Annotated in this window: 23 protein-coding genes; 13 read left to right on the top strand and 10 right to left on the bottom strand. The window is 47.9% G+C overall.

Translation table 11 applies throughout. The features are described from left to right. Positions 1 to 65 precede the first annotated feature (65 nt). The 4 genes from EZV61_RS13455 to EZV61_RS13440 all read left to right on the top strand — a co-directional run bounded on the left by EZV61_RS13455 (position 66) and on the right by EZV61_RS13440 (position 2004). On the top strand, positions 66 to 494 hold the full coding sequence (locus EZV61_RS13455) for a phosphate-starvation-inducible PsiE family protein (RefSeq protein WP_114336369.1): 429 nt from the start codon (positions 66 to 68) through the stop codon (positions 492 to 494). Then, positions 430 to 648 carry an amidohydrolase family protein gene (locus EZV61_RS19710; protein ID WP_131416222.1) on the top strand — a complete coding sequence of 73 codons (219 nt, stop codon included), beginning with the start codon at positions 430 to 432 and terminating at the stop codon, positions 646 to 648. The genes EZV61_RS13455 and EZV61_RS19710 overlap by 65 nt, the downstream gene beginning before the upstream one ends. A gap of 118 nt (positions 649 to 766) precedes the next feature. Next, positions 767 to 1426: a DUF3313 family protein gene (locus EZV61_RS13445; protein WP_131416220.1), complete on the top strand. Its 660-nt coding sequence runs from the start codon at positions 767 to 769 to the stop codon at positions 1424 to 1426. A 197-nt stretch (positions 1427 to 1623) separates the two neighbouring features. After that, on the top strand, positions 1624 to 2004 hold the full coding sequence (locus EZV61_RS13440) for a YbaN family protein (RefSeq protein ID WP_131416218.1): 381 nt from the start codon (positions 1624 to 1626) through the stop codon (positions 2002 to 2004). Between the two features lie 229 nt (positions 2005 to 2233). Here the strand turns inward: EZV61_RS13440 and EZV61_RS13435 are convergent, their stop codons facing one another. Then, positions 2234 to 2440, bottom strand: coding sequence for a hypothetical protein (locus EZV61_RS13435; RefSeq protein WP_114336365.1), 207 nt, complete (start codon positions 2438 to 2440; stop codon positions 2234 to 2236). Positions 2441 to 2891: 451 nt separating this feature from the next. Here EZV61_RS13435 and EZV61_RS13430 point away from each other — a divergent pair, with 451 nt between their 5' ends. The 4 genes from EZV61_RS13430 (at position 2892) to EZV61_RS13415 (ending at position 7572) form a co-directional block, all read left to right on the top strand. Further along, the gene (locus tag EZV61_RS13430) at positions 2892 to 3749 is read left to right on the top strand and encodes a DUF3019 domain-containing protein (RefSeq protein WP_131416216.1); all 858 of its coding nucleotides are present in this window, start codon (positions 2892 to 2894) and stop codon (positions 3747 to 3749) included. Between the two features lies 1 nt (position 3750). Beyond that, positions 3751 to 4479 carry a response regulator gene (locus EZV61_RS13425; protein WP_131416214.1) on the top strand — a complete coding sequence of 243 codons (729 nt, stop codon included), beginning with the start codon at positions 3751 to 3753 and terminating at the stop codon, positions 4477 to 4479. Between the two features lie 3 nt (positions 4480 to 4482). Further along, positions 4483 to 5778: a sensor histidine kinase gene (locus EZV61_RS13420; RefSeq protein WP_131416212.1), complete on the top strand. Its 1296-nt coding sequence runs from the start codon at positions 4483 to 4485 to the stop codon at positions 5776 to 5778. A 150-nt stretch (positions 5779 to 5928) separates the two neighbouring features. Beyond that, a complete protein-coding gene (locus EZV61_RS13415) occupies positions 5929 to 7572 on the top strand; it encodes an alpha-amylase family glycosyl hydrolase (protein ID WP_131416210.1) in 1644 nt (547 codons plus the stop codon). Between the two features lie 94 nt (positions 7573 to 7666). On the opposite strand, the gene EZV61_RS13410 is transcribed toward EZV61_RS13415, so the two are convergent. From EZV61_RS13410 to EZV61_RS13390, 5 genes are all read right to left on the bottom strand, one after another. Continuing rightward, entirely contained in the window at positions 7667 to 8374 is a 708-nt protein-coding gene (locus EZV61_RS13410) for a VC0807 family protein (RefSeq protein ID WP_131416208.1), read from the bottom strand. A 157-nt stretch (positions 8375 to 8531) separates the two neighbouring features. Further along, positions 8532 to 9473 carry a YbgA family protein gene (locus EZV61_RS13405; RefSeq protein WP_131416206.1) on the bottom strand — a complete coding sequence of 314 codons (942 nt, stop codon included), beginning with the start codon at positions 9471 to 9473 and terminating at the stop codon, positions 8532 to 8534. Between the two features lie 339 nt (positions 9474 to 9812). Further along, a complete protein-coding gene (locus EZV61_RS13400; protein ID WP_131416203.1) occupies positions 9813 to 10175 on the bottom strand; it encodes a hypothetical protein in 363 nt (120 codons plus the stop codon). A 20-nt stretch (positions 10176 to 10195) separates the two neighbouring features. Next, positions 10196 to 13273, bottom strand: coding sequence for an efflux RND transporter permease subunit (locus EZV61_RS13395; RefSeq protein ID WP_131416201.1), 3078 nt, complete (start codon positions 13271 to 13273; stop codon positions 10196 to 10198). Beyond that, entirely contained in the window at positions 13274 to 14359 is a 1086-nt protein-coding gene (locus tag EZV61_RS13390) for an efflux RND transporter periplasmic adaptor subunit (protein ID WP_165569609.1), read from the bottom strand. Between the two features lie 247 nt (positions 14360 to 14606). Between EZV61_RS13390 and EZV61_RS13385 the strand changes: the two genes are divergently transcribed. From EZV61_RS13385 to EZV61_RS13375, 3 genes are all read left to right on the top strand, one after another. Beyond that, complete coding sequence (locus EZV61_RS13385; protein ID WP_130565754.1) at positions 14607 to 15206, top strand: TetR/AcrR family transcriptional regulator; 600 nt, start codon at positions 14607 to 14609, stop codon at positions 15204 to 15206. 352 nt (positions 15207 to 15558) lie between these two features. Then, complete coding sequence (locus EZV61_RS13380) at positions 15559 to 16179, top strand: TetR/AcrR family transcriptional regulator (RefSeq protein WP_130565755.1); 621 nt, start codon at positions 15559 to 15561, stop codon at positions 16177 to 16179. A gap of 90 nt (positions 16180 to 16269) precedes the next feature. Then, a complete protein-coding gene (locus tag EZV61_RS13375; RefSeq protein ID WP_131416199.1) occupies positions 16270 to 17049 on the top strand; it encodes a MipA/OmpV family protein in 780 nt (259 codons plus the stop codon). A gap of 130 nt (positions 17050 to 17179) precedes the next feature. On the opposite strand, the gene EZV61_RS13370 is transcribed toward EZV61_RS13375, so the two are convergent. Next, positions 17180 to 17743 (bottom strand): SOUL family heme-binding protein, encoded by a 564-nt coding sequence (locus EZV61_RS13370; RefSeq protein ID WP_131416197.1) that lies wholly within the window; start codon positions 17741 to 17743, stop codon positions 17180 to 17182. 324 nt (positions 17744 to 18067) lie between these two features. Between EZV61_RS13370 and EZV61_RS13365 the strand changes: the two genes are divergently transcribed. Continuing rightward, a complete protein-coding gene (locus EZV61_RS13365) occupies positions 18068 to 19042 on the top strand; it encodes an NAD(P)/FAD-dependent oxidoreductase (RefSeq protein WP_131416195.1) in 975 nt (324 codons plus the stop codon). A gap of 63 nt (positions 19043 to 19105) precedes the next feature. On the opposite strand, the gene EZV61_RS13360 is transcribed toward EZV61_RS13365, so the two are convergent. The 3 genes from EZV61_RS13360 to EZV61_RS13350 form a co-directional block, all read right to left on the bottom strand. Continuing rightward, positions 19106 to 19474 carry a thiol-disulfide oxidoreductase DCC family protein gene (locus tag EZV61_RS13360; RefSeq protein ID WP_130565763.1) on the bottom strand — a complete coding sequence of 123 codons (369 nt, stop codon included), beginning with the start codon at positions 19472 to 19474 and terminating at the stop codon, positions 19106 to 19108. Then, entirely contained in the window at positions 19471 to 19956 is a 486-nt protein-coding gene (locus tag EZV61_RS13355; RefSeq protein ID WP_131416193.1) for a DUF3429 domain-containing protein, read from the bottom strand. Before EZV61_RS13355 ends, EZV61_RS13360 begins: the two co-directional genes overlap by 4 nt. Before the next feature lie 382 nt (positions 19957 to 20338). Next, on the bottom strand, positions 20339 to 20848 hold the full coding sequence (locus tag EZV61_RS13350; RefSeq protein WP_131416191.1) for a glycine cleavage system transcriptional repressor: 510 nt from the start codon (positions 20846 to 20848) through the stop codon (positions 20339 to 20341). Positions 20849 to 21070: 222 nt separating this feature from the next. Between EZV61_RS13350 and EZV61_RS13345 the strand changes: the two genes are divergently transcribed. Beyond that, positions 21071 to 22327 (top strand): L-lactate MFS transporter, encoded by a 1257-nt coding sequence (locus tag EZV61_RS13345; protein ID WP_114336351.1) that lies wholly within the window; start codon positions 21071 to 21073, stop codon positions 22325 to 22327. The last annotated feature ends 365 nt before the right edge of the window (positions 22328 to 22692 follow it).

The following is a 22692-nucleotide window of genomic DNA, read 5'->3' as shown; positions in this document are numbered from 1 at the left end:
GACTTATACGCTATGCTTGTTCTGGTCAAACCAGAATATCATGAGCATATAGAAGGCGTTGTCATATGGATATCAGACCGCAGCTGCGACACTACTTCACAGTGGGAATATCTATCGTCGAGAAAATTTTACTACTGCTAATTGCATTGGCGACACTCATTGCCATAGGCATGGAAGTACAGCATGTAATTAAAGCGAAAGCCGTCTACCTCAGTGATATTTTGCTGCTGTTTATCTACCTGGAAGTGCTGGCGATGTCTCGCCTCTACGTCGAACTTGGACGCGTCCCCGTGCGTTACCCCATCTATATTGCGGTGATTGCCCTCGCCCGTTATTTAACCCTCGGGATGAAAGAGATGGACGCACTCAGTGTCTTCTGGATCGCCATGGCAATGCTGGTGATGGTATTGGCCACATTAGGATTAAGGCTTGGCCACGTGTACCTGCCCTACGAAGAATCGAAGAAAATCGATAGCACTAAACAAACCCCTTGATATCGAGAATGAGTCAGGCTCGATTGAAGTTGGTAAATCAGCCGACTTTATTGTCATTGACCAAAATCTTTTGCAGATCCCAGTGCAAGATATCCATAAAACCAAGGTGTTAACTACGGTTCTTCAAGGAAAAACCGTGTATAAACGTAACTAGTGGATTAAGAGCATCAATAGTGAAAAGGTGTCTAGTCAGGCACCTTTACTATGTTAGCGCACTATATCTATTACCAGCCCAAAGCTATTGAACAAGTTGTCACACGGAGAGTTCTCAGATGAAGTTAAAGTTTATTACTAGCTCAATTATTGCCACAGCACTATTCAGCATGATGGGCTGTTCGTCCGCACCAGATGTTGAAGATTCACACAGTGGTTTTTTAAGCAGCTACGATCAATTGAAACCAGTGAAAGATGATGAAAATTTTTTACGCTGGCGCGCAGACGGATTCAACCCTAATGAATACGGTACGGTAGAATTCGAGCCGACCCAAGTCATCTTATCTGACGAACTAAAGAAAGAGTCCTCCCTTAACATCGAAACCCAAAAAGAGCTCGCGGAGTACTTTTCACAAAAGATGGTGTCGGAGTTCGGTACAGAGCAGAAAGTCGGCGAATCAACGAAAGTCTTGCAATTAAAAACGGCGTTTACTGGCATTACCAACTCAAAAGAAGATTTGGCAGCATGGCAATACCTGCCAATCACCTTCATCACGACTGCCGGTTTCCGCGATGATATGCCGATGTTATTTGTTGAGTTTGAAGCCATAGACACCGAGACCAATGTTATCGTTTCGCAAGCGATGCAACGTATTGTCATGGAAACGGTCGATCCAGATAAGCTCAATGAAATGGGCGTTGATGCGATCAAACCAGAAATAGACAAAGCAGTGGCAAAACTGCGCAAGCAATTTGAAAAATCTTTCGAAGAAGAATAACCCGGCTAGACCACACGGTTAAGTCGGTACGGATACAGATTAGGGTTCGCTGATTTTGCCATCAGTGAGCCCTTCTTCAGTAAACTACATTCTCAACACACCGGCTATCTTTCTCCGAACAGTTCCATTGCAAAGCCAACTATTTTTTGCCCTAGGCTTTCATTCAATTTTTCAGCAAATTACGGCACAATAGAGCAATGGCAAAAGCTAGTTATCACTTCAAACGTGCCGCCCTAGCCACAGCAGCAATGCTATGTGTGATATTAGGTGCTGCGGGAATATTCTTACCCGTTCTCCCTACTACGCCATTCCTTATATTGGCCACCATCCTTAGCTTTAATGCCTCTCCACGATTAAGAAACAAATTACTAAAACATCCAGTGTTTGGTTCCGCTATCCGCCGATATTTGCGTGAACGCGCGATCACTCGCAAAACACTTAAAACAGCTTTAATAACACTCTGGTTAAGCATCTGCGTGAGCATTCTTATTACCCAGCAGCTCGCACTAACGGCACTACTCCTTACCGTTGCACTGTTGGTCAGCATCTACCTTTTGAAGCTAAAGCGGATCGGCTAGCGGATATCGATGGCGTAAGTTTGAGATCTCGCTTTAAATAGCGAACAGTTCGGCTTTAACGCCGTGAAGACAAAAAGTGATTAGGAAGGGGTATTTCTCGGCGGTGATGATGACCATCCATAGTCATCAAACCTCAGTTATCAAAGATTGTGTTAAAGCATCACTGCCTAGGGTTTATGACGCCTCCATATTAAACATGCCATTCCTTATGCCCCTAAGCCGGTGTTTTTCAAACAACGCTAGCTGCCGTTCGTCGCACCGAACAGTCAGCCTGCTTTAACCGTTGAACCGCGTCAGTCACAGACAAGTTCTTCTTGAAATATTGCTCCTGAAACACTTTGGCTGGTTGCTCAGAAATGGTCTCTGGAGATACGCCTTCGGCTGCCGCCATATCAACAACCGCGTGACGCCAGCTAAAATAATTTCGATTACTCATTCATACTCCTGATAGATAGTGGCTATCGATTGATCCGAACCCGGATCGACTTCCAAAACATACTTATCATTGCATAGATATTCATGCCAAGAGTTGTCCTATACGACCTTGAATGCATTTTGGCGTTTACATTTGATAAAAATTTTCCATTTATCGAATTTTTATTCAACAACCAAAGAAAACGTGAGCGCACCCACCTCTTTAAAAAAAACACCAATCCTAGGCCGTTCATGGGTTTAACCCGCCCCTGTGATTAATTACACTCACGCTAAATTAATTAAATGTATTCTGATGCTTAGCATGCGTTCAGAGCAAACGACGCCGGTTAAAAAACGACGTAGCAACACGCTTATAACAGTTAACGAAACCGGCTTTGGGTGCTGCTACATACTCAACGATAACGCCAGTGGCCATTTACCAAGGACAGTAAGATTAAACCAAGGACAGCCCGATGAAGTGCAACCTGTTCCTATCCATCCTACTGATCATGCTGCCTCTCAATGCAGTAGCCACAGATGCGCCAGCACGCCCAACCGACATTCCATCACCTCTATTTATCTCAAAAGGTCAGTCAAGACAGGTTGATCTGGCTCTTTTGCAACCATCTGAAATGGTTCATTATCTTCGTGTGCGGTATGCCTACCAACCGATTGACATCACCATCGATGATGACCGCATGACAATGAAATGGGAGCCAGTCGCGCCGACATACGTCATCGTCAATCGTCCAAAGGGACGTGCACTACATGACCGGAATTTTTGGAAGTCAGTGTTAAAGAACTATCGGGATAGCAGCATCGGCGCGCCCGAATTCTCAATTGCTGACTATAAAGAGTTCTCAAACAGCAACTTTGAAGTAATTGCCGTCAATCAGTTTAATAACCGTCCACGCTTTACCGTCATCGGTCAGGTCACCATACCAACTCAAGCTCAGGTACTGGCAGACAATGGCCATTTCCCTTCGCCTATTGTTATCGACCCAGCACTGCAAGATACCTCAATGCTGACGGCAACACCGAGTAAATGTGTTGTCCAGAACAAGGGCGAGCCTTGTCGCACCCGCATCGCATTAAACTGGCAACTGGACACGCCACAAGATGTTTGCCTTCATATTGGCCGACGTTACCGCCCCCTCGCCTGCTGGGAGAACCAATCCAGCAGCGTATTCCATTATGAATTTGACTCAACCCAAACGTTAAATTTTTGGCTGTCTCGAATGCCTGACAGGCGCCGCTTGGCAGAGAAACGGATCAGCGTGGTTTGGGTGTATGAGCATCAGAAAACACCGCGCCGATGGAGGCTGTTCTAAGATGACCAACACACACTCGGTCTTGCTAGTAGAAGACGATGCATCCCTGGCTGATTGGATCGCCGAGTTTTTAGCTGAGCATGATTTTTCAGTAGTCCATGTTGAACGCGGTGACCAGGTACTGCCTGTGTTCAATGACGGTCACTTCGATATCGTTCTACTAGACGTGATGCTCCCTGGCATGAATGGCATTGAAGCTTGCCGTCAGCTGCGACAGCAATCCGATATCCCGGTATTAATCATGAGTGCCCGCGGCGATGAGTACGACGAGGTAATGGGTCTGGAAGCCGGGGCAAACGATTATATAATAAAGCCAGTACGTCCCCGCGCACTGTTAGCAAGGATCAATGCCCTGCTCTCTGCTTCTCGGCGCCAAAATGACACCAGCCAATTAGATCTACTCACATTTGGTGCGCTAGAGCTTAACAGGCACTGCGAACGCGTTCGCTGGTGTGGAGAAGAGATAGAGCTGTCTAGCGGACTATTTGAATTTTTATGGTTTTTAGCCACGCATTCAGGGCAGATAGTATCCAGAGAAACCGTTTTCCAAAATTTACGAGGCTTCGAGTATGACGGCATTGATCGCCGTTTTGACGTCATGTTATCTAACCTCAGGCGAGCCTTTGGCGATGATCCACAACATCCACAAAAGCTTAAAACGGTCTGGGGCAAAGGCTACCTGTTTGTGCCAGACGCATGGGCAGCACCAAGTTATGAACAAAGTGTCTAACCAATGAAGCGGCTTTATCTGAGCATTATCTGCTGCTCACTGGGCGCACTGTTTTTACTGGGGTGGGGTTTTGATCAGATAGCCAGCGAAGCAGATCTTAATGCAGGCACATCACAAGACAGCCACTATGGTCAACTAGCCGACGGCCTAGCTAATCACCTAAGCCACACTCCGATAGCCAAGCATGACGAAGTGCTAACCGCGCTCAGCGCAGACTTCGGCATCACCGCCAGCACAGAAAGCCGCGAGCTTTATGCTCTGCCTGCCGCATTAGAAAGCCAGTTAACTGAACCAGGCGGTTTAGTATTGGCCTCCGAAAACGGGCCACTACTATACCGGGCAATCCCTGAATTCCCGGAACTATTACTGCAACTGCAACTCCCACCACCCAACACACGAAGCCAGACCGTCGATCTGGCACTCAGCATCGCCTTTTATATCGGTTTGTGCGGCACGCTTGTTTTGTGGCTGTGGCCATTAACCCGCAGCCTTTTTCGGCTAAATCAGGCAGCAGACAAAATCGGGAAAGGCCAATTTCAGATACGGGTTGCATCGCCTCGCTTCTCTTATTTAGAAAAACTGGAAAGCAGTTTTAATCATATGGCTGCACAGATAGAAAAACTAATGACCGACAATCAGATCCTTGCGCGTAGCCTGTCGCACGACATTCGTACGCCCATGGCCTGTCTGCGCTTTGGGCTGGACGCAGCACAAGACACCACCGATCCTGAAAAATGCAGAGGCTACCTATCACGGATGGATACCGAACTTAGTCGTATGGAAGCAATGACCACAGCGTTTCTTGACTATGCCTGTATGGAGCAACACAGCAAACGCATTCAACGAGACTATCAAAACCTCAGCGAACTGCTACAAGAGCTGGTCGCAGAAAATAGCGTAATAGCTGAACAGGAAGAGGTAACACTTACCCTATACCATCCCGAGCAATCAGTACTGCACAACTTTGACTATCACTGGTGTTATCGCGCCTTGCAAAACCTAGTCAGCAACGCAATCAACTACGCCCGCTCGGAGGTGCTGGTATCACTGCGCTTTGACAATACACATATTCATATCTCTGTAGAGGACGACGGCGACGGGATCCCAGCAGATCAATACAAAACTGTGTTCACGCCGTTCGTTAAGTTGGCTACAGATCGCTCCCGCAAAGAAGAGCATTACGGCTTGGGTTTAGCCATTGTCAGCCGTGTGGTTGAGTGGCATGGCGGCCACGTGCAAGCAACAAATTCAACCAGCCTTAGCGGTGCTTGCTTTGAAATATCACTCCCAACCCACTAAATAACAAAGAAAATGTGACGCAAACCGCTCACTTACACATTCTTACGGGCTATTACATTCATCCCCTATTTTTCCCTACCCGTGATCAGCTAAAACATTGCCTAGCAGCAAAACAGTTAGCAAGTTCAGTTTTAGAAAGGGAATAATGGAATGAATACGAAGTTTTCTTTAAGTGCTATCGCAGCAGCCATGCTACTCAGTGCCTGTGGTGGTTCCTCCAGTGGCAACCCTGACCCCACGCCCACCCCGAGTGACGGTACCGCAGAAGTCCTGATGGATATGAGCGTAGTCGCCGTGGATGACCAGCCGACGATGCCTGCAGGTTGGCATGAGGGCGCTGTGTTTGCAGAAATATATGTACGCAGCTATATGGACTCTGACGGTGATGGTATCGGCGACTTTCAAGGTCTAACATCAAGACTGGACTACCTGCAGGATCTAGGTGTCGAAGGGATCTGGTTGCTGCCTATTAACGAAAGTTCAGACAACGACCACGGCTACGAAGTTGAAAACTACCGAACAATGGAAACCGACTACGGTACAAGAGAAGACTTCGATGAGTTCTTAGCACAAGCTCACGCCCGTGGTATCGGTGTGATCATGGACTATGTCATCAACCACAGCTCTGGCGCCAATCCCCTTTTCCTCGATTCAGACAATAGCGTTGGTGATAAGCGTGACTGGTACGTGTGGAGCGAAACCAACCCAGTTGAAGAAGAGGATGGATGGATCGGATACTGGGGGCCGGGCTGGCATCCGGGCCAGAATGGCGGCTTTTATTACGGCATATTTCAACACTACATGCCTGACTTTAACTTACACAATCAGGATGTTATCGACTTCCACCACAACAACTTACGCTATTGGTTAAATGCTGGGATGGACGGTTTCCGCTTCGACGCCGTCGGTCAACTATTTGAAAATGGCCCAGGGCATGAAGGGCAAACCAACCAACCAGAAAACATGGATGTACTGTTTGGCTTGCAACAGCTGATCATGGAAGACTACAGCAACCGTTATATCGTCTGCGAAAACCCTGCCAATGTGGGTGATACCAACGGCCCGCAAGGTTGTGGTTCGGCGTTTGCCTTTGGTCTTAACTATCAAATCATGAGCACGGTAATAAACCGTTCAACCGACCAATACTTGGCTGGCTACCTCAGTTACGATCGTTTAAACGAAGCAGGGATTATTCTCGCCAACCATGATGAATTTGCCGGACATCGCGTATACGAACAGCTGAATGGCAACATCGACAAGTACAAATTGGCTGCAGCCACGCTGTTAACACTGCCAGGTCGCCCTTTCATCTACTACGGTGAGGAAATAGGAATGGGCCATACAGCCGGGGCAACCAATGACCACGCACTACGGGCACCAATGAGTTGGACCGCGGAAGGTGGATTTACCGAGGCTGCTGAGCCGTTTCGTAACCATGCGGGCAATGTCGCCGACTTCAACGTAGAAACCGCCGAGGCCGATCCTGACTCATTGCTGAACCATTACAAAACGCTGATACAACTTCGGAAAGACACTCCAGCCCTGCGCTACGGCAGCATCAGTGTGCTGAAGGATGATGAAGTGCTTGCCTACACCCGCGAACATCAAGGTACTAGCGTACTCGTCATACTTAACCTGAGCACTGCGGATGTAAACGTAAACTTGGATCTGGGTGGCCAAGAGACAGAACTCACGCCGCTGGCTGGTTTTGGCGAAAGTCCACTAACAACCAGTGAATACGGTGAGTTAACGACCAGCCTGCAACCTAACTCTATAGGAATTTACAGCTACTAGTTTCTCCTTCGCCTGATTTGGGAGCACTGTAGTGCTCCCCTTTTTTATCCAGTTAACACTCGCCTCTGAATGGCCTCTATTTCAGCAGAACACCCTATTTCTGCTGCATCTTCGATGATAAGACTTCTTCTAGCTCAAGCCCCGTCAGATCATGAATGGTACGCCATAGGTAGTAAAAAATAGCCATCAACATCACCATGGACGGCAATGCAATCATTGGATAGCTATAGAGCGTTAACTGGCCAAGCTCTTCATTAAAGGCCTGCGTTCCCGCAGGGCTAGTCACTATATACTTGGCGAGAACGTAATTCATCACAGCTGAAAAACCAAAAGAACCAGCCACAAAGTATGTGGCTTTCATCAAACGCCGTTCAAATGCTGTGGCACTATCATGCTCTTCTAGCCTTTGTTTAATTTTATTCACATCCATAACGTCTGGATTGAACAACAAAGCTTTGACTAACGGATAAGGGGTAAAGGTCGAAACCAACACCGCAATACCTATGATCGCAGGTATCGCCGCTTCCTTAATTGCTAACCATTGGGTATCAAGCTCAAATAGCCCAATACCGCCGGTGAGAGAAACACTCGCTAAGCCCAACAAAGCAATGAAGTTGTACTTTCTATATCTAACTAATTCGAAAAGGCCCCAGCCCAGAGGAAATGCCAGAGCAGCGATCAAGCCACCCGCCGCACCTAACTCACTTTCACCACTAAACTTCATCAGTATAATTGAGGGCAAAATGACGCTGACCATAAGGTCAATCATCGGTCTAGGTTTGTGTGTCGGCGTGCGATTCATAAGCGTAACTTCATTGCTCCATAGTAAGTGCGAAAGGTTATAGCCAATTATCGTGGCTTAAACAATCAAGATCTTGTAACAATCTCTCTTAGAGAGCAGTCTTGTGAAAACATCAACCGCACATGAAACAACTCAAACTCCCCCACTTTGAACACGCTTATAGCGGATTGAGCAGCATCAACTCGCTGGGGTGCGGCCGCATATAGTAAGATCCATCAATGTAATCATTCGGATGATGTAAGAAATGATGCCGCAGTAGCGTTAAAGGGACGATCAGTGGCAGCAAGCCGAGGCGATAATTATTGATCGTCTCAACCAGCTCTTGTTTATCCAAACCAGTCACATGCTTTTTCAGAAAGCCTTGAATGTGAGTCAGCGTGTTGGCATGGTTTTGACGAGTCGCCCTCACCTTGAGTAACGTCATCATCTTTGTCAGATAGGCTTGGCTTACTGCGGCCAGACTCTCCTTACCCTGTTCAGACAACCAACGTCCCAACTCGCTCGCCAAATTTTGATCATGGCTGACAAAAATGAACTTATGCCGTGCGTGAAACTGCATCAGTTTATCGAGCGTCAATGGTTCTAACATCATCTGTCGCCAACGATAGTAGACAAAAACCCGTTGGATAAAGTTCTCACGCAATACTGGATCGCCTAATCGCCCCTCCTCTTCGACCGGCAGGTTGGGGAAGTTCTCCATCAGACGCTTGGCATAGAGACCAACACCGACACGATCAGGCGTATCTCCCTTGTACAATCGAACGCGTTCCATACCACAACTAGGAGAGTCTTTTTTGAGGATGTAACCACACAGCTCGTCATGCCAGTGTTTCTGATCTTCGGCAGATTGATACAGCTTCTCGGTGACATCCAACGCTGGATCTTTAGAGCCAATACAGCGCACTTCATCATCCTGTAACGACAGCCGTATCGTCTGTCGTGGGATCCCCAAACCTATGCTGACCTCAGGGCAAAACGGCACGAACTCAAAATAATCGTGCAAGACGTTTGTCACATAGAGATTTCGCTTGTGCCCGGAATCAAAACGCACCGGCTCACCAACTAAGCAGCTACTGATACCAACCTTGATTTTTGCCAAAGCGTCTTCCTCTCAAATCAACAAGTTAAAAAACCATCTAATGCTGAAGTCTATCTGTTGCCGCGGCAATTGCGAATGCGTTGACGCTTATAGCCGTTTATAAAAAGGCAAGAATAAACCGACAAGGTGTTAAATCATATTTAGTTCACAATCATCAGCGGATGCTGATTAGCATATTGAACAAGGCTATTCAGGGGATTATGAGGATAGGAATAACTTTTGGCAGCAAGCCTTTGACCTGACTCACCTGGTAACGACTTGCTGCCATGACCTCTATCGCAGCGCCGAAGAACAATACTTCACGCCAACGATAAGCTGTTGTACTCGTCTCTCCATCGACTAGTAAAACGTGGAAGCACAGCGTTTCTGGTATTGAGCATTCCACAACGCTGTTTTGTTGATACCGGTTGATTGCTTCATTGCTAATACTTGCTGCCTAAACATCGACAGTCTTTGTTTGCTGTCTGGATCAGCAAGTAACTCTGTTTTACTTTGTAAATTTTGCATACCTGCTTCTGAATGCTCGACGTCTTGAGCAAACGGAGGAAATTGACGCTCGATATAGGTCGCAACGATACGGCAATCCTGCACTTGCTGCTCTTTCGTCCAAGCCGACATGGATACCAGCGTTAGTCCGAGCGCAGTTAAACCAATGTACAGCGCTTTAAAGGGTCTAGTTGAACTCTTTATGCATTTCATCATTTGTCACTCCTACCCGCCGTTTAAGCGGGTATCTTTACTCGGAAAATCATCGAATAGAACAACGGGATCACCACTAACGTCAGCACCGTAGCGAACAGTAAACCAAACATGATGGTGACAGCCATGCTCTTAAAGAAAGGGTCTGCCAGCAGCGGTGCCACACCTAAGATGGTGGTGCAAGCGCCGAGGGCGACCGGGCGGGCTCGGCTAGTGGCGGCTTTTATCACAGCTAAGTAAGGCTCTATACCCGCTTGGATATCCTGATCAGCCTGATCCACCAGTACAATCGCGTTCTTTACCATCATGCCCACCAAACTAAGGAAACCCAGAGTAGCCATAAACTCAAATGGCGTTTGGAACAGGATCAGGCCAACAGCAACACCGATAACCGCCAAGGGTACGGTAAGCCAGATAACCAGCGCCTGACGCACACCGTTAAACATCAGTACCACAATCAACACCATCGCAGCAAAGCCATAGGGCGCAGAGATGGCGATGGCTTCATCTGCTTCTTTCGCATCTTTGTACTCGCCAAACCAATCCAGTGAGTAGCCTGGGGGCAGTGGCATCGCTTCTATCTCATCACGAATGCTGGCAAACGCTTCGGCGGTCAATATACCGGGCGCAGGATCGGCCTGCGCCATAATGGTAGGCACACGTTCAAAACGCTTGAGTACATCATCCTGCCACACCACATCTAGCGATTCGATCAATTGACTCACCTGGATAAAACGTCCGGTTTTGACGCTGAATACCTGCGTATTTTCAATTGCCTGCTGACGATCGCGTTCATGTTCCGGTGAGCGGGCAATGATAGGTATCAGATCATTACCTTCACGATATACCCCCACGTTACGGCCGGTCAGGGTTTGCGCAATGGCTTGGTTAACATCATGAGATGTCAGGCCAAAACGCTGTAACTGGTCTGGCGCATAAACAGGTTGCAATACGGGGACTTGCTGGCGCCAGTCATCCTGCACCGCGATTAAGTTCGGATTGGCGATCATTTTCGCTTTCGCCTGTTCAGCTAACTGCCGCAGCACCTGACTGTCTGGGCCTCTGAAACCCGCTTCGATTTTCTTACCTCCACCGGGGCCCAATACAAACTTCCATACCATCACGCTGGCGTCTTGATAGGAAGCGTTAAGCTCACCTTGCAGCTCTGCCAACAGTGGGCTGATACGATGGAAGTCATCAACATCCACCAATAACTGGCCATAACTTGGGTTAGCAGTAACCGGCGAATAGGTCAGCATAAAGCGCAGGCCACCCCCGCCAATAAAACTGGTCACATTGGTGACTCCAGCCTTAGCCAGAACGTCTTGCTCCATAGCGGCCATCACTTTTTCGGTGCGATGGATATCAGACCCTTGTGGCAAATAAACATCCACCACAAACTGCGGGCGTTGAGATTCAGGCATAAAACCAGGTGGGACAAAACGCAGCGCATAAACCGCAGTAAACAAGACTCCGAGGATAACTGCCAAAGTGAGCTTGCGATGTTGCAGTACCCATTCAAGCAAGGCTTTGTAGCGGTTCATCAGTGCACTTGGTTTATCTTCCACTGACTTAGATTCATCGCCTTGGCTTGATTTAGATTTATCTTTCGCTTCTAAAAAATCGTGGCACAGCATTGGAGTGATGGTGATCGCAAACAACCAACTCAATATCATGGAGTAAAGGATCACCCAGAACAGTGAGCCTGCGTATTCTCCCATATTTGAGGGTGACAGCCCGATGGCGCTGAACGCCAGTATTCCCACCAACGTGCCGCCAAGCAGTGGCCACTGTGTGGCACTGACAACCTCTTTTACGGCCTGTTTACGGTCGAGATTAGGGTTTTCGCGCAAGCGAACCTGGATGCCATCAGTAATCACAATAGCGTTATCTACCAGCATGCCCAGCGCAATAATCAATGCCCCTAACGAGATCCGCTGCATGGCAATGCCGTCGAACAGCATAATACATAGCGTACCCGCCACGGTAAGCAGCAACACAAAGCCGATAATAACGCCGGAGCGGGCCCCCATGAATATCAGCAGTACGCAAAAAACAATGACGACAGCCATCATCAGGTTGATGACAAAATCAGCGACAGAATCACGCACCGAGTCTGATTGCAACGAGACTTCGTGCAGCTCGATCCCAAGTGGACGTTGATCTTCCAGCTCTGCTAGGCGTGCTTTAACGGCGTCGCCCATGGTAACAACGTTGCCTCCCGCCATGTTTGAGATCCCCAAACCTATCGCACGCTCGCCGTTATAACGCATCAGTTGGTTAAACGGCTCTTGATAGCCACGGGTTACATTTGCGATATCGCCCAGGCGAATAACCGTGTTGTCGGATCCTATGGTGAGGTGAAGGTTTTTCAGTTCATCGGTTGACTGAAAATTACTGGCAGGGATCACCGGAACACGCATATTCTCGGTGGTAATGGTTCCGGCAACCGTTACCCGATTTTGCTGGGCGAGCACGTCAAATATCTGTTCCATCGAGATGCCCGATTGGGCTAAACGCTCGCGAGCAAACTCGACAAAAATCGCCTCCTGTTTTTCGGCAAGGGTCGTTGTTCTGGCAACACCGGGAACCAGCGCCAGCTCTCTGCGAATATTGTCTACGTAATCCTGCAATTGTTTGTCGCTAAAACCTTCACCTGTGATGGCATAGAACTGGGCATAAACATCACCAAAGTCGTCATTAACGATAGAGGGGCCGGCACCTGGCGGCAGTTGGTTCTGCACGTCACTGACCTTACGGCGAAGCTTGTCCCAGATCTGTTGCAGGTCGGCGTCACTTTTTGCAAACGCCATATCCATCTCAACAGTGACCTGTGACACGCCCGGGCGAGAAACCGATTCAACCTCTTTCAGCTCCTGTAGAGATTGCACCGCACCTTCAATCAGATCGGTCACCTCATCAGCAACCTCTTGTGCAGTGGCACCGTCATAGTGAGTGACAATCACGGCTTGGCGAATAACAAATTCAGGGTCTTCAAATCGACCCAAATTTTGGTAGCTAAGATAGCCACCCAGCAGGGTCATCAGCATCAATACCCAAACGCTGGTGCGCTTAGTAATGGTGTATTGGGCGATGTTCATCTACTTCTTCTCCTGAGTACTTTTTTCTTGCGTCGGTCGAACTTCCATCTCTGCAACCAAGCTTGTTGTGCCCGCGATCGCTATGATTTCGCCTGGCATCAAGTGTTGGATAACAGCGATACGATCACCATAAAGTTCACCAGTTTCAACAAAGCGTTGTTCAACACGATTTTTGTCGTTAATCACCCACACATACTGTTGCCCCAGGTTGTCAGGAGAGACGGCAGAAAGTGGCACTAACACCTTGCTTTGGCCGTGTTGCTCTCCAGGTGCAGGCAATACCCGTGCTGTCATTCCAGGGAGTATGGCTTTTCCATCCAAGTCATTAAAACTAAGAGTGACGGCATAGGTTTGCGTTGCAGGATCTGCGTGGGTGGCATAAGACTTCACGCTTAGATCGAACTGGTAATTGGGGAATACTGAAAGTTCAGCAACGGCACGTTGATTACCATGCTTGTCTGTCATGATGTGATCAGGTACTTGGATCACAACTTCCAGATTGTCCAAGTCATGCAGCATAAACAGCGTTTCATTCGCTTGCACCTGGACATGATTGTCGACCATGCGCTGAGCAATGATGCCATCAAAGGGCGCGTGCAAGTGGGTATAATCCAATTGCTGGGTTGCTTCACTGACACGATTTTCGGCAAGTTGGTAACGGGTGGATAATTTGTCCAAGTCACTTTTAGAGATCGCTTGGCTCTGCTCAAATAACGCTTTGCCACGCTCGTATTCAGCTCGGGTATTGTTAAGTTCCAGTTGCGCCGCTTTAAGCGCCAATTCTGCGTCTTTGGCGTCCAGCGAGGCAATGAGTTGCCCCGCTTTCACGATATCCCCTTCATTAACCCGTATGTCGGTTAAGCGCCCATTAATACGAAACGCTAAATCGGCGCGTTGAGCCGCTTGTACCACGCCAGTAAACGCCAGACCGCTGCTTTGTCCTGGCTTTACAACCTCACTGAGCACGGGGCGAATGACCACGGCTTTTGTCTTTTCTGGTTCTGAGCCGCAACCAGTCAGTACCATGGCCGTCAGGGCTAAGCCAAACCAAATAGAAACTGACAATTGCCACCGTTTACTCGTCATCACTTTTGCTGAATTCACCACGTTATCTCGCTCGTTTCCAAAACTTGGGATTGATAAGCTGTTTAGTCATGGTTCACTTTAGTAGTGACTAACACCGTCTTAGGCTAAGACACCAAAGGTAAAACCAACAGTTTACTTTCTACCTATTAAATCACCTTCCCCACCCAATGTAAACTGCCAAGTATACTTTGTTGCATTGGACTGCTAATATCAGTGATGCTAGATCAATAACTCAATAGAGAACAACATGAAACTGACAGAGTTGAAGCACCAGTCCATTATTACAGCCGCCAAGCAGGAATTTATTGAGAAAGGGTTTGCAGCGGCAAATATGAACAAGATTTGTGAATTGGCCGAAGTCTCCAAGCGCACGTTATACAAACACTTCGAGAGTAAAGAACTGCTGTTTGAAGCGGTGCTGACGCTGGAACAGGCAGAACACAATGCCCAGTCTGACTATCGCTATCTGCCTGAACAATCATTGCAGCAACAACTCACAGCCATTACTGAACAAGAGGTATCCAAACTTTATCGGCCTAATGGCATTGCCTTTGCGCGCACGGTGGTCATGGAGCTTTTCAGACAGCCTAAAACTGCCAGAGCGCTATCGGAACGCCTATATAAAACCCCCGCCATCAGTCAGTGGTTTGCCGAAGCGATAACGGCAGGCGCGATTAAGCCGATGGATGTTGCACTGATCACCAGCGTCTACGAATCGATATTTAATGGTATGTTTTTATGGTCACAGCTATTACATGTAGCTGAACCAGTATCAGGCAATGAACTGGCGATAAAGATCCAAGCCGTTGTTGAGCCGGTGCTGAAAACTTATGGACAGCGCGAATAAGCGCTTCCTTCTGATTTTTTCTGGCTTCAGCTTTGTGCCCCCTATTCCATCCTCTCGGTACAATCATTCAACGGCGAAATGAGTTTGCCAGACTAATTCGACACAGATATCACAATGCCCAAGCGTCTTCATATTGTCGCACAAGCTGATTGATACGCCTTTGCTAGCGTACTAACCAGCTATCTAACGTGAACAAAAATCAAATTATCAGTATACAAATCAACCAGTAGGCTCATCTCGGCCATTTAAATAACTAGCGCCAAAACAAACTTGTACACTCTAGAGTTTACATTGGTTTATTTTGCGATTACCATTAAAAATGTAAACTCAACAGTATACACAAGATGAATAAATGACCAGAAAGCCATTATTGAAAAATTCCGAGCGCATCTTATCCGACATTATTGCAGCGTCACGGCTGGAGTTCTTCGTACGAGGATTTGAGCACGCTAACATCAACCGAATTTGCCAACAGGCGTCAGTGTCGAAACGAACGCTGTACCGCTACTTTGAAAGCAAAAATGTGCTGTTTCATGTGATACTGGAGCAAGAGTTACAAAATGCTAGTCGCCTACCTGATTACGATTATGAACCATCGCAACCACTAAGAGATCAATTGGTGGCTGCGACTTACAATGAAGTGCAAGTGCTTGCGCAACCAAGCTGCCTGCCATTCCTTCGTATATTGATGATGGAGTTGCTGAGTCATCCCACCGAGCCAAACTTATTCTTAATTAAAACGCGTGCCTCACAGTCGTTAATACGTTGGGTTTCTGACGCAATAAGTGACCGTGCACTGAAGCCGGTGGAAACGAGTGTTGTGCTCAACTTTTACCAAGCGCTGTTCAATGGCATGTTTGTCTGGCCGAACCTTATCCAGCAATCAGTTGCCCCCTTGCAAGCGGATCTAACCGCAAAAGTGGATGCGGTTGTGGATGTTTTTCTCTGCCAATACGCCACCACAAAAAACTAATTTCGTACCGTCAACCATGACACTGCCAATCAAGCTAGTGCTGCGCGATAGCGCACCGATATCCCCCTATTTAACTATTGGAGAAACAATATGAAAGTTAACTTTGCTGCTATTGCCATCACTGCCGTTGTTGGTACTACACCAGCTTTCGCTGGAATTGAGACGATTTCGGATGGTATACCCGCAGCTAACTCTTCACTAAAAGTCGGTGTGGGTGTTGCGAACAGCTCAAATGCTTATCGAGGCTATGACGACAGGCAATCCGCGATACCGCTAATCCAATATGACAGCGAAAACTTCTACATGGACGGCTTAGAGATTGGTTACAAAGCATGGGAAGAGCAAAACCATCGCGTCAGTCTGTTTTTAGGGGCTGGCGGAGAAGAGTTTGATGCTTCTAAAAGCAACCATTTGAAAAGCTTTGATGATAGAGACATGAGCATCATGGCAGGCACGCGCTACCGCTATATGGATAGCTGGGGGATCTTGGATGCGAAAATAGCATTTGATGTGTCTGACAAGAGTGATGGCACCGTAGCCAGCATTGGCTATGGCTATCCTATCCAGGTATCAGACCGACTCACGATCATGCCACGCGGGTTTGCCAAATGGATGAATAACGATTACGCCAACTATTACTACGGTGTCAGTGACAACGAAGCTCAATCTATTGGCGCATCAGCTTACGCCCCTGGCAGTTCATATAAATATGGCGTAGAGCTGGCTGGTGCTTACAGGATCAATAACGTCTGGGAACTGAGTGCTGGCGCACGCTTGCAGATGCTGGACTCAAATATCAAAGACAGTCCCATGATAAGTGGAGACAATGAAACCGTTATATTTACTGGTGTGAGCTATAAATTTTGGTAGTGCCTACCGGCGGCACGTAAGTGATAGAGATGGGGCGTACCCCTTGCCTTATCTCTGCACTGCTGTATGAACGGAACAGCTGGCCTCCCCTTTCGAGACCGCGGCCTACTCAACACCCATGTGCCGACAGTCAGTAAGCGATCATCACCTCATTGCGGCGCAAGAAGGGCAATGTCCACGGCGGGTTGTATCGAGCAAGTTGAGGTGTCCCCCGCGGCGTGATCCCCTTAGTTTTCATCCACTCGAGTAGCAGTGTCGTCTGGCTAGCTACCTTCTCTTCTCCGGTAAAACCGGAAAATTGGATCACTGCATAATTTGTTGGCGGAATTTGCCGGATCTTAACCGCTGGGTTATTTGGTTTTGGCAGCGATGCCATGGTGTATTCACTGGGCATCACAAAATGAACTCGCCACTTGCTGTCAACGCTCTGCATAGTTACCGGCGAGGTCATATTGATGTTTTCAGATCCTGCAGCCATGGCTACGGGGGCTGTCATACTGATCTCTTCTGCTTTGCCAGAGGGGGCCGTATTATTGCCAAAAATGTAATTGGCAATGGCCTTGAACCCGGCGCTGGATGCGTCATCCATCTGCCCATCAACCAGCGTTTCAGCAATGATGATTGGGGCATAGACACGCAGTTCAAACGTTTCTGATGTTTCCAAAACTGTGTATTTGGGCTCTTCAGTTGCCATGGCCACTCCAGTAAATATGGACAGCAGTAAACCGACTATTCGATACATTGATATATCACCACTTAAATAAATGAGTTGCGTGAGGATGCTTTTATCTCTACCAAAACTACGTCATGAAGAGGGTATTGGATCGCTAATTTTATTGGCTCAGTCAGTGCCGCGAACTGCGCCCACGAGACAGATGGTAAATAGCATGCGTACATAGCATGAGTAGAAACATGAGTGAGTAGCTAAATTCAGCACTGATTGATCAACTCACCGTTTCATCGCGTAACTGATGGGAGATAAAAAGGTTGTTTCCAACGGACTGTCGGAGCGTAACGTATGAAGATCGCAGTGATTGGCGCGGGTTTATCCGGTTTAATAGCTGCTAGAGAGCTGCAAACTCTTGGGCACAATGTCGATATATTTGAAAAATCCCGTGGCCGTGGCGGCAGATTAGCAACCAAGCGATTGGATTGGGGCGCAGCGGACACCGGAGCCCAGTATTTTACGGCGCGGGATCCACGATTCATCGAAGAAGTTGAGCATTGGTGCAACACAGGCGTCGCCGCTTTGTGGCCATTTACCCCACACAAACTAATCGATGGACAACTTCAGCCATCACCAGACGACACTTTGCGGTTTGTTGGGACGCCGAACATGAACAGCATGGCGCACCATCTGGCTGACAACCTAAGTGTTAATCTGAACGTTCAGATAGAACAGATAGATAGGCGCGATAGCCATTGGTCGCTTGTAGATCAGAAGCAGCAGGCGTGGCAGGGTTACCACTGGGTGGTCTTAGCTATCCCCGCCGCGCAGGCTCAAAAATTAATGCCAAGCAACACACTGCCAATTGCATCTGCGGAATCTTTAATGAAGCCCTGCTGGGCATTGGTGCTGGGCACCGCCGGTGATGTAAATCCAGAGATCCAAGGCGTATTTGGCGATGATGTGATCTCCTGGGTATCACGACTGTCGGCAAAGCCGGGACGAACAGTTCCCGGTGGTTGTGATGATCTGTGGACCCTTCACTTCTCCCCTGAGTGGTCTAAGTCGCATGGCAAAGACGCAAGAGAGCGCGTGGCAGCAATCGGCGCGGATTGGCTTAGTCATGTGCTTGGAACAGAGTTAGCTGTTGAACATGAGTATCTTCATTTTTGGCGCTACGCCCACCTAGATAAGGACGTTGAAAGTACTAGTCCGAAGGTTAACCCTGATGTGAACATCGCGCTCATTGGGGATTGGTGTTCGGGTGGACGAGTTGAAGGAGCTTATTTGTCGGCAATGGATCTGATTGCACGGCATTTCAAATAGCGTCACGCGATACCATCAATACCAAAATATATGACAGCAACTCTGCAAGTTGGCCGCCAACGCCTATTTTTGTTTAGCTTGCGTCATATACAACCGACAGTAACGTCGCTTTGCCCATTTGGCGTAGCAGGTTTCGAAAAGCGGCCTGAGCCACCCTATTTTTAATGGGCTGACGATCCAACTAAATGGGGTGTGTGACCAAGCCAACAAGGTTGCATCAATCCCCATACGCCAACCACCATCGGCATCTTGCATGTGAAGCACTTCAAGCATGGCTTGTTTATCACTGCCGTCCGGCAACACGCCGGCATGGATATCGACAAAACAGATCTCGCTGTCTGCATGGCGTTTTAAGAAGGCGATCTCGCGACTACACATGGCGCAGCGACCATCGAAGTACAGCGTTTCTATCGCTGTTGCTTGAATGCTCATAACGCTATGACCCCTACGTGCAAACCGACCACCATGATCGTCAGGTTTCTGCGTAATTGCGCGTAACAAAAACGGCCCTGCGCTTCTCCATCAATGGCTTGGAGTTCGAGCGGCTTAGTCGCCGGCTCATTTTCTTTAAACAGATGAGTTTCTACCGCAATCAACAAGGCAAAACCAATGGCTAATACGATAATGGCGGCGTCGGCACGCCCCGCAAGCATCCCCGCCCATGACCATAACGCGAACAAATTGCTGACGATCAAAATAGCAGGCTTGATGGGCAAAACAGATGAGCGATCGATGACACGTCCCCACAAAGCGCCCGCCAAGAAACTGAGGATAATCGCACTGTAAGAGGTAAAGAGGAGCAAGCCCTCAACACCCCATATCGTTTGGTCCATCAAGATCAAAGCGATGGCGATAAAAAACGGTATTAATCCCGCATAGCCCAGGCCCATAAAAACAGTTTGAGAACGGCTCATATTTCTCGCTCAACAGAATAAAGAGTTAACACAAGGTACGTGTGCTGCCGCTGAGCGATCAGTTTATCCGTGACTAAGTATCAATTTCATTTTATTAAACAAGCAGTGGCCACTTGGCAATAAAGCTTTAACGATGGCTTAAACAGGCTGTATATCTAAGCAAATCTGCCATTTTTAAGGTGAGTGATTGAACTGCGCGACCATATGGTGGCTGCCACCTATCAGCAAACACCCAGCAACAAGTACGCATTGATTGCAATGGCAAATACTGTCGCGAACAGCGTGATTTGCGGCTGTCACTTGTCTTGTATGAGATACCTGTTAGGTAAAAAAAGCGCCGAACACTGTTCGACGCTTTGTAATTTGGCGCCATAAAGGCGCACTAAGCAGGCACAGCGTCACGAACGACCAGATCACCCGCAATAGACTCAATCTCAGTAACCAGTTGCTCCTGGGTAATTTCGGGAGGTAAGTTCAATGTGATACCAGCAGTAAAAACATTCCCACCAAGCTCAGCCACGCCCATCCTGTGACTTTCGAGATCGACTACCTCAACCCCCTGCCGGTCAAATAGTTGGGTGAGTTCATTGACAATCCCTGGACGATCGTCAGCATCGACCGATAGCTTCAGTTGTGAGTGTTGTTGCCGTTTCTCTTGTTGAATCTCTGAAAATCGTACATTGATGCAACCACATCCTGTGAACACAGACTCTAATTGCACTGATTTTTCTTCTGGCATCTCAACTCGGATCAATGCTGCGATTTGTCCGCCAAGATAACTCACCTTACTATTTAACCATCTCGCACCTAACTGGTGGCATTGTTCTGCGAGGTCTTTAAGTAGTCCAGGGCGCGAACTACCGACAAAACTTACCAAAGTAACGACCGTCATACGTGTTGTCCCTAATTATTAGAATTCGCCTTGGGGTAGGCATTTTTTAATCCAAGTAAATCCACTAGCTGCACGTCACGGCAAACACATTTGTGACTTACTACAACTGTTAACGAGTTTAATCTGGTCGGTTTTTGATCGGTTGATCAACATCAACCCAACATAGTTAATACTTCCGCTACATTTCAGTACAAATAAACACCAATAAGAAAAGGCCCTACAATGAAAAACCGTTGGCTAATCGCCGCCGCCGCAGTTGGCATTCATGTGTCAATTGGATCTGTTTATGCCTGGAGCGTTTTCAATCTTCCATTGGAACAAGCATTCGGCTGGTCAAAAAACGAAGTGGCTTGGACGTTTAGCTTTGCCATCTTTTTCCTTGGCTTATCAGCTGCTATTGGCGGCCATTTTATCGAGAAACGAGGTCCCAGAATCGCCGGCTTAGTTGCCGGTACGATGTGGGGACTAGGCATGCTAGGTGCAGGGGTTGCAACCTCGCTTGGCAGTCTGGAAATGCTTTGGCTGAGTTACGGTTTAATCGGGGGCATTGGTCTTGGCATCGGCTATATCACACCGGTATCAACCTTAGTTAAATGGTTTCCTGATCGGCGCGGTATGGCCACGGGGCTCGCCATCATGGGCTTTGGTTTTGGTGCCATGATTGGCGCTCCCATCTTCAACGCCATTATGGACACCCTCAGTATTCCAATGACTTTCTTCATTATGGGCGGCGTGTATATGGTGTTGATGTATGCATCCGCACTTTACCTAGAACGTCCGCCAGAGGGGTGGATGCCTGAGCATATGAAAGAAGCCATTGAATCTGGTAAACAAAAAAAAGTAGAAGACCTGTCCCAGTTAACCGCAAATGAAGCAGCCAAAACAGGCCCTTTCTATGGGCTTTGGATAATGATGTTTATAAACATTAGCTGCGGCATTGCCGTGATCTACTCAGCTTCACCGCTGGCACAAGAAAGTATCGGCCTGTCGGCTTTAGAAGCTGCCGCCGTCGTCGGTCTAATGTCGCTATTCAATGGCCTGGGCAGAATAGCCTGGGCATCACTGTCAGATTACTTGGGGCGCCCCAGCACCTACATGGCATTCTTCATCATACAGATTGTCGCCTTCTACCTGCTTCCCAACATCACCAGCGTTATCCTGTTCCAGGTTGTCCTGTACATCATCCTCACCTGCTATGGTGGTGGCTTCGCTACCCTACCCGCCTATATCGGCGATCTATTTGGCACCAAAGAACTTGGTGCGGTTCATGGTTATGTCCTTACCGCTTGGGCAGCGGCAGGCTTAGCAGGCCCACAAATCGCAGCGTATGTGCGAACAGTAACGGGAAGTTATGAGATGACACTCTACATCTTTGCAGCCGTGTTTATTCTCGCATTGATCGTATCCATACTGATGAAGCGTTACGTGAATAAAGCGCGAGCAGAACGTGAGATAACAGGAAATACAGCGCACGCATAAACCTGCATCTTTTAGCTAGGGAAAAGGAGCGCGATGCGCTCCTTTTTAATTAGTTATTCATTTATGATCCAAAGCTGGCGGCTCCCAAATTTCGTCACTATTGCCTTGAAGCGAAGATGACTGCGCCAGCGACAAAAGGCGCACAACTCAAGAAAACCATTGCATATCTAATCATAGAAAAGTACAGCATCAATACTTACACGCTTCACTCACACTGAAAATCACGCGGATATCACTCTGAGGCATCGGTTTGCTGGATAGTAGGATCTGAACTAGCGTGATAAACACCTTAGTATCAAGTTTGAAGTGCAACAGTAGCGGTTAGTGTTCATTGAATACCTCTTCAGGTGTTTTGTAGCCTAATC

The organism is Corallincola luteus, assembly GCF_004336975.1.
Taxonomy (GTDB): Bacteria; Pseudomonadota; Gammaproteobacteria; order Enterobacterales; family Neiellaceae; genus Corallincola; species Corallincola holothuriorum.
This window is presented reverse-complemented; position numbering and strand designations above follow the sequence as displayed.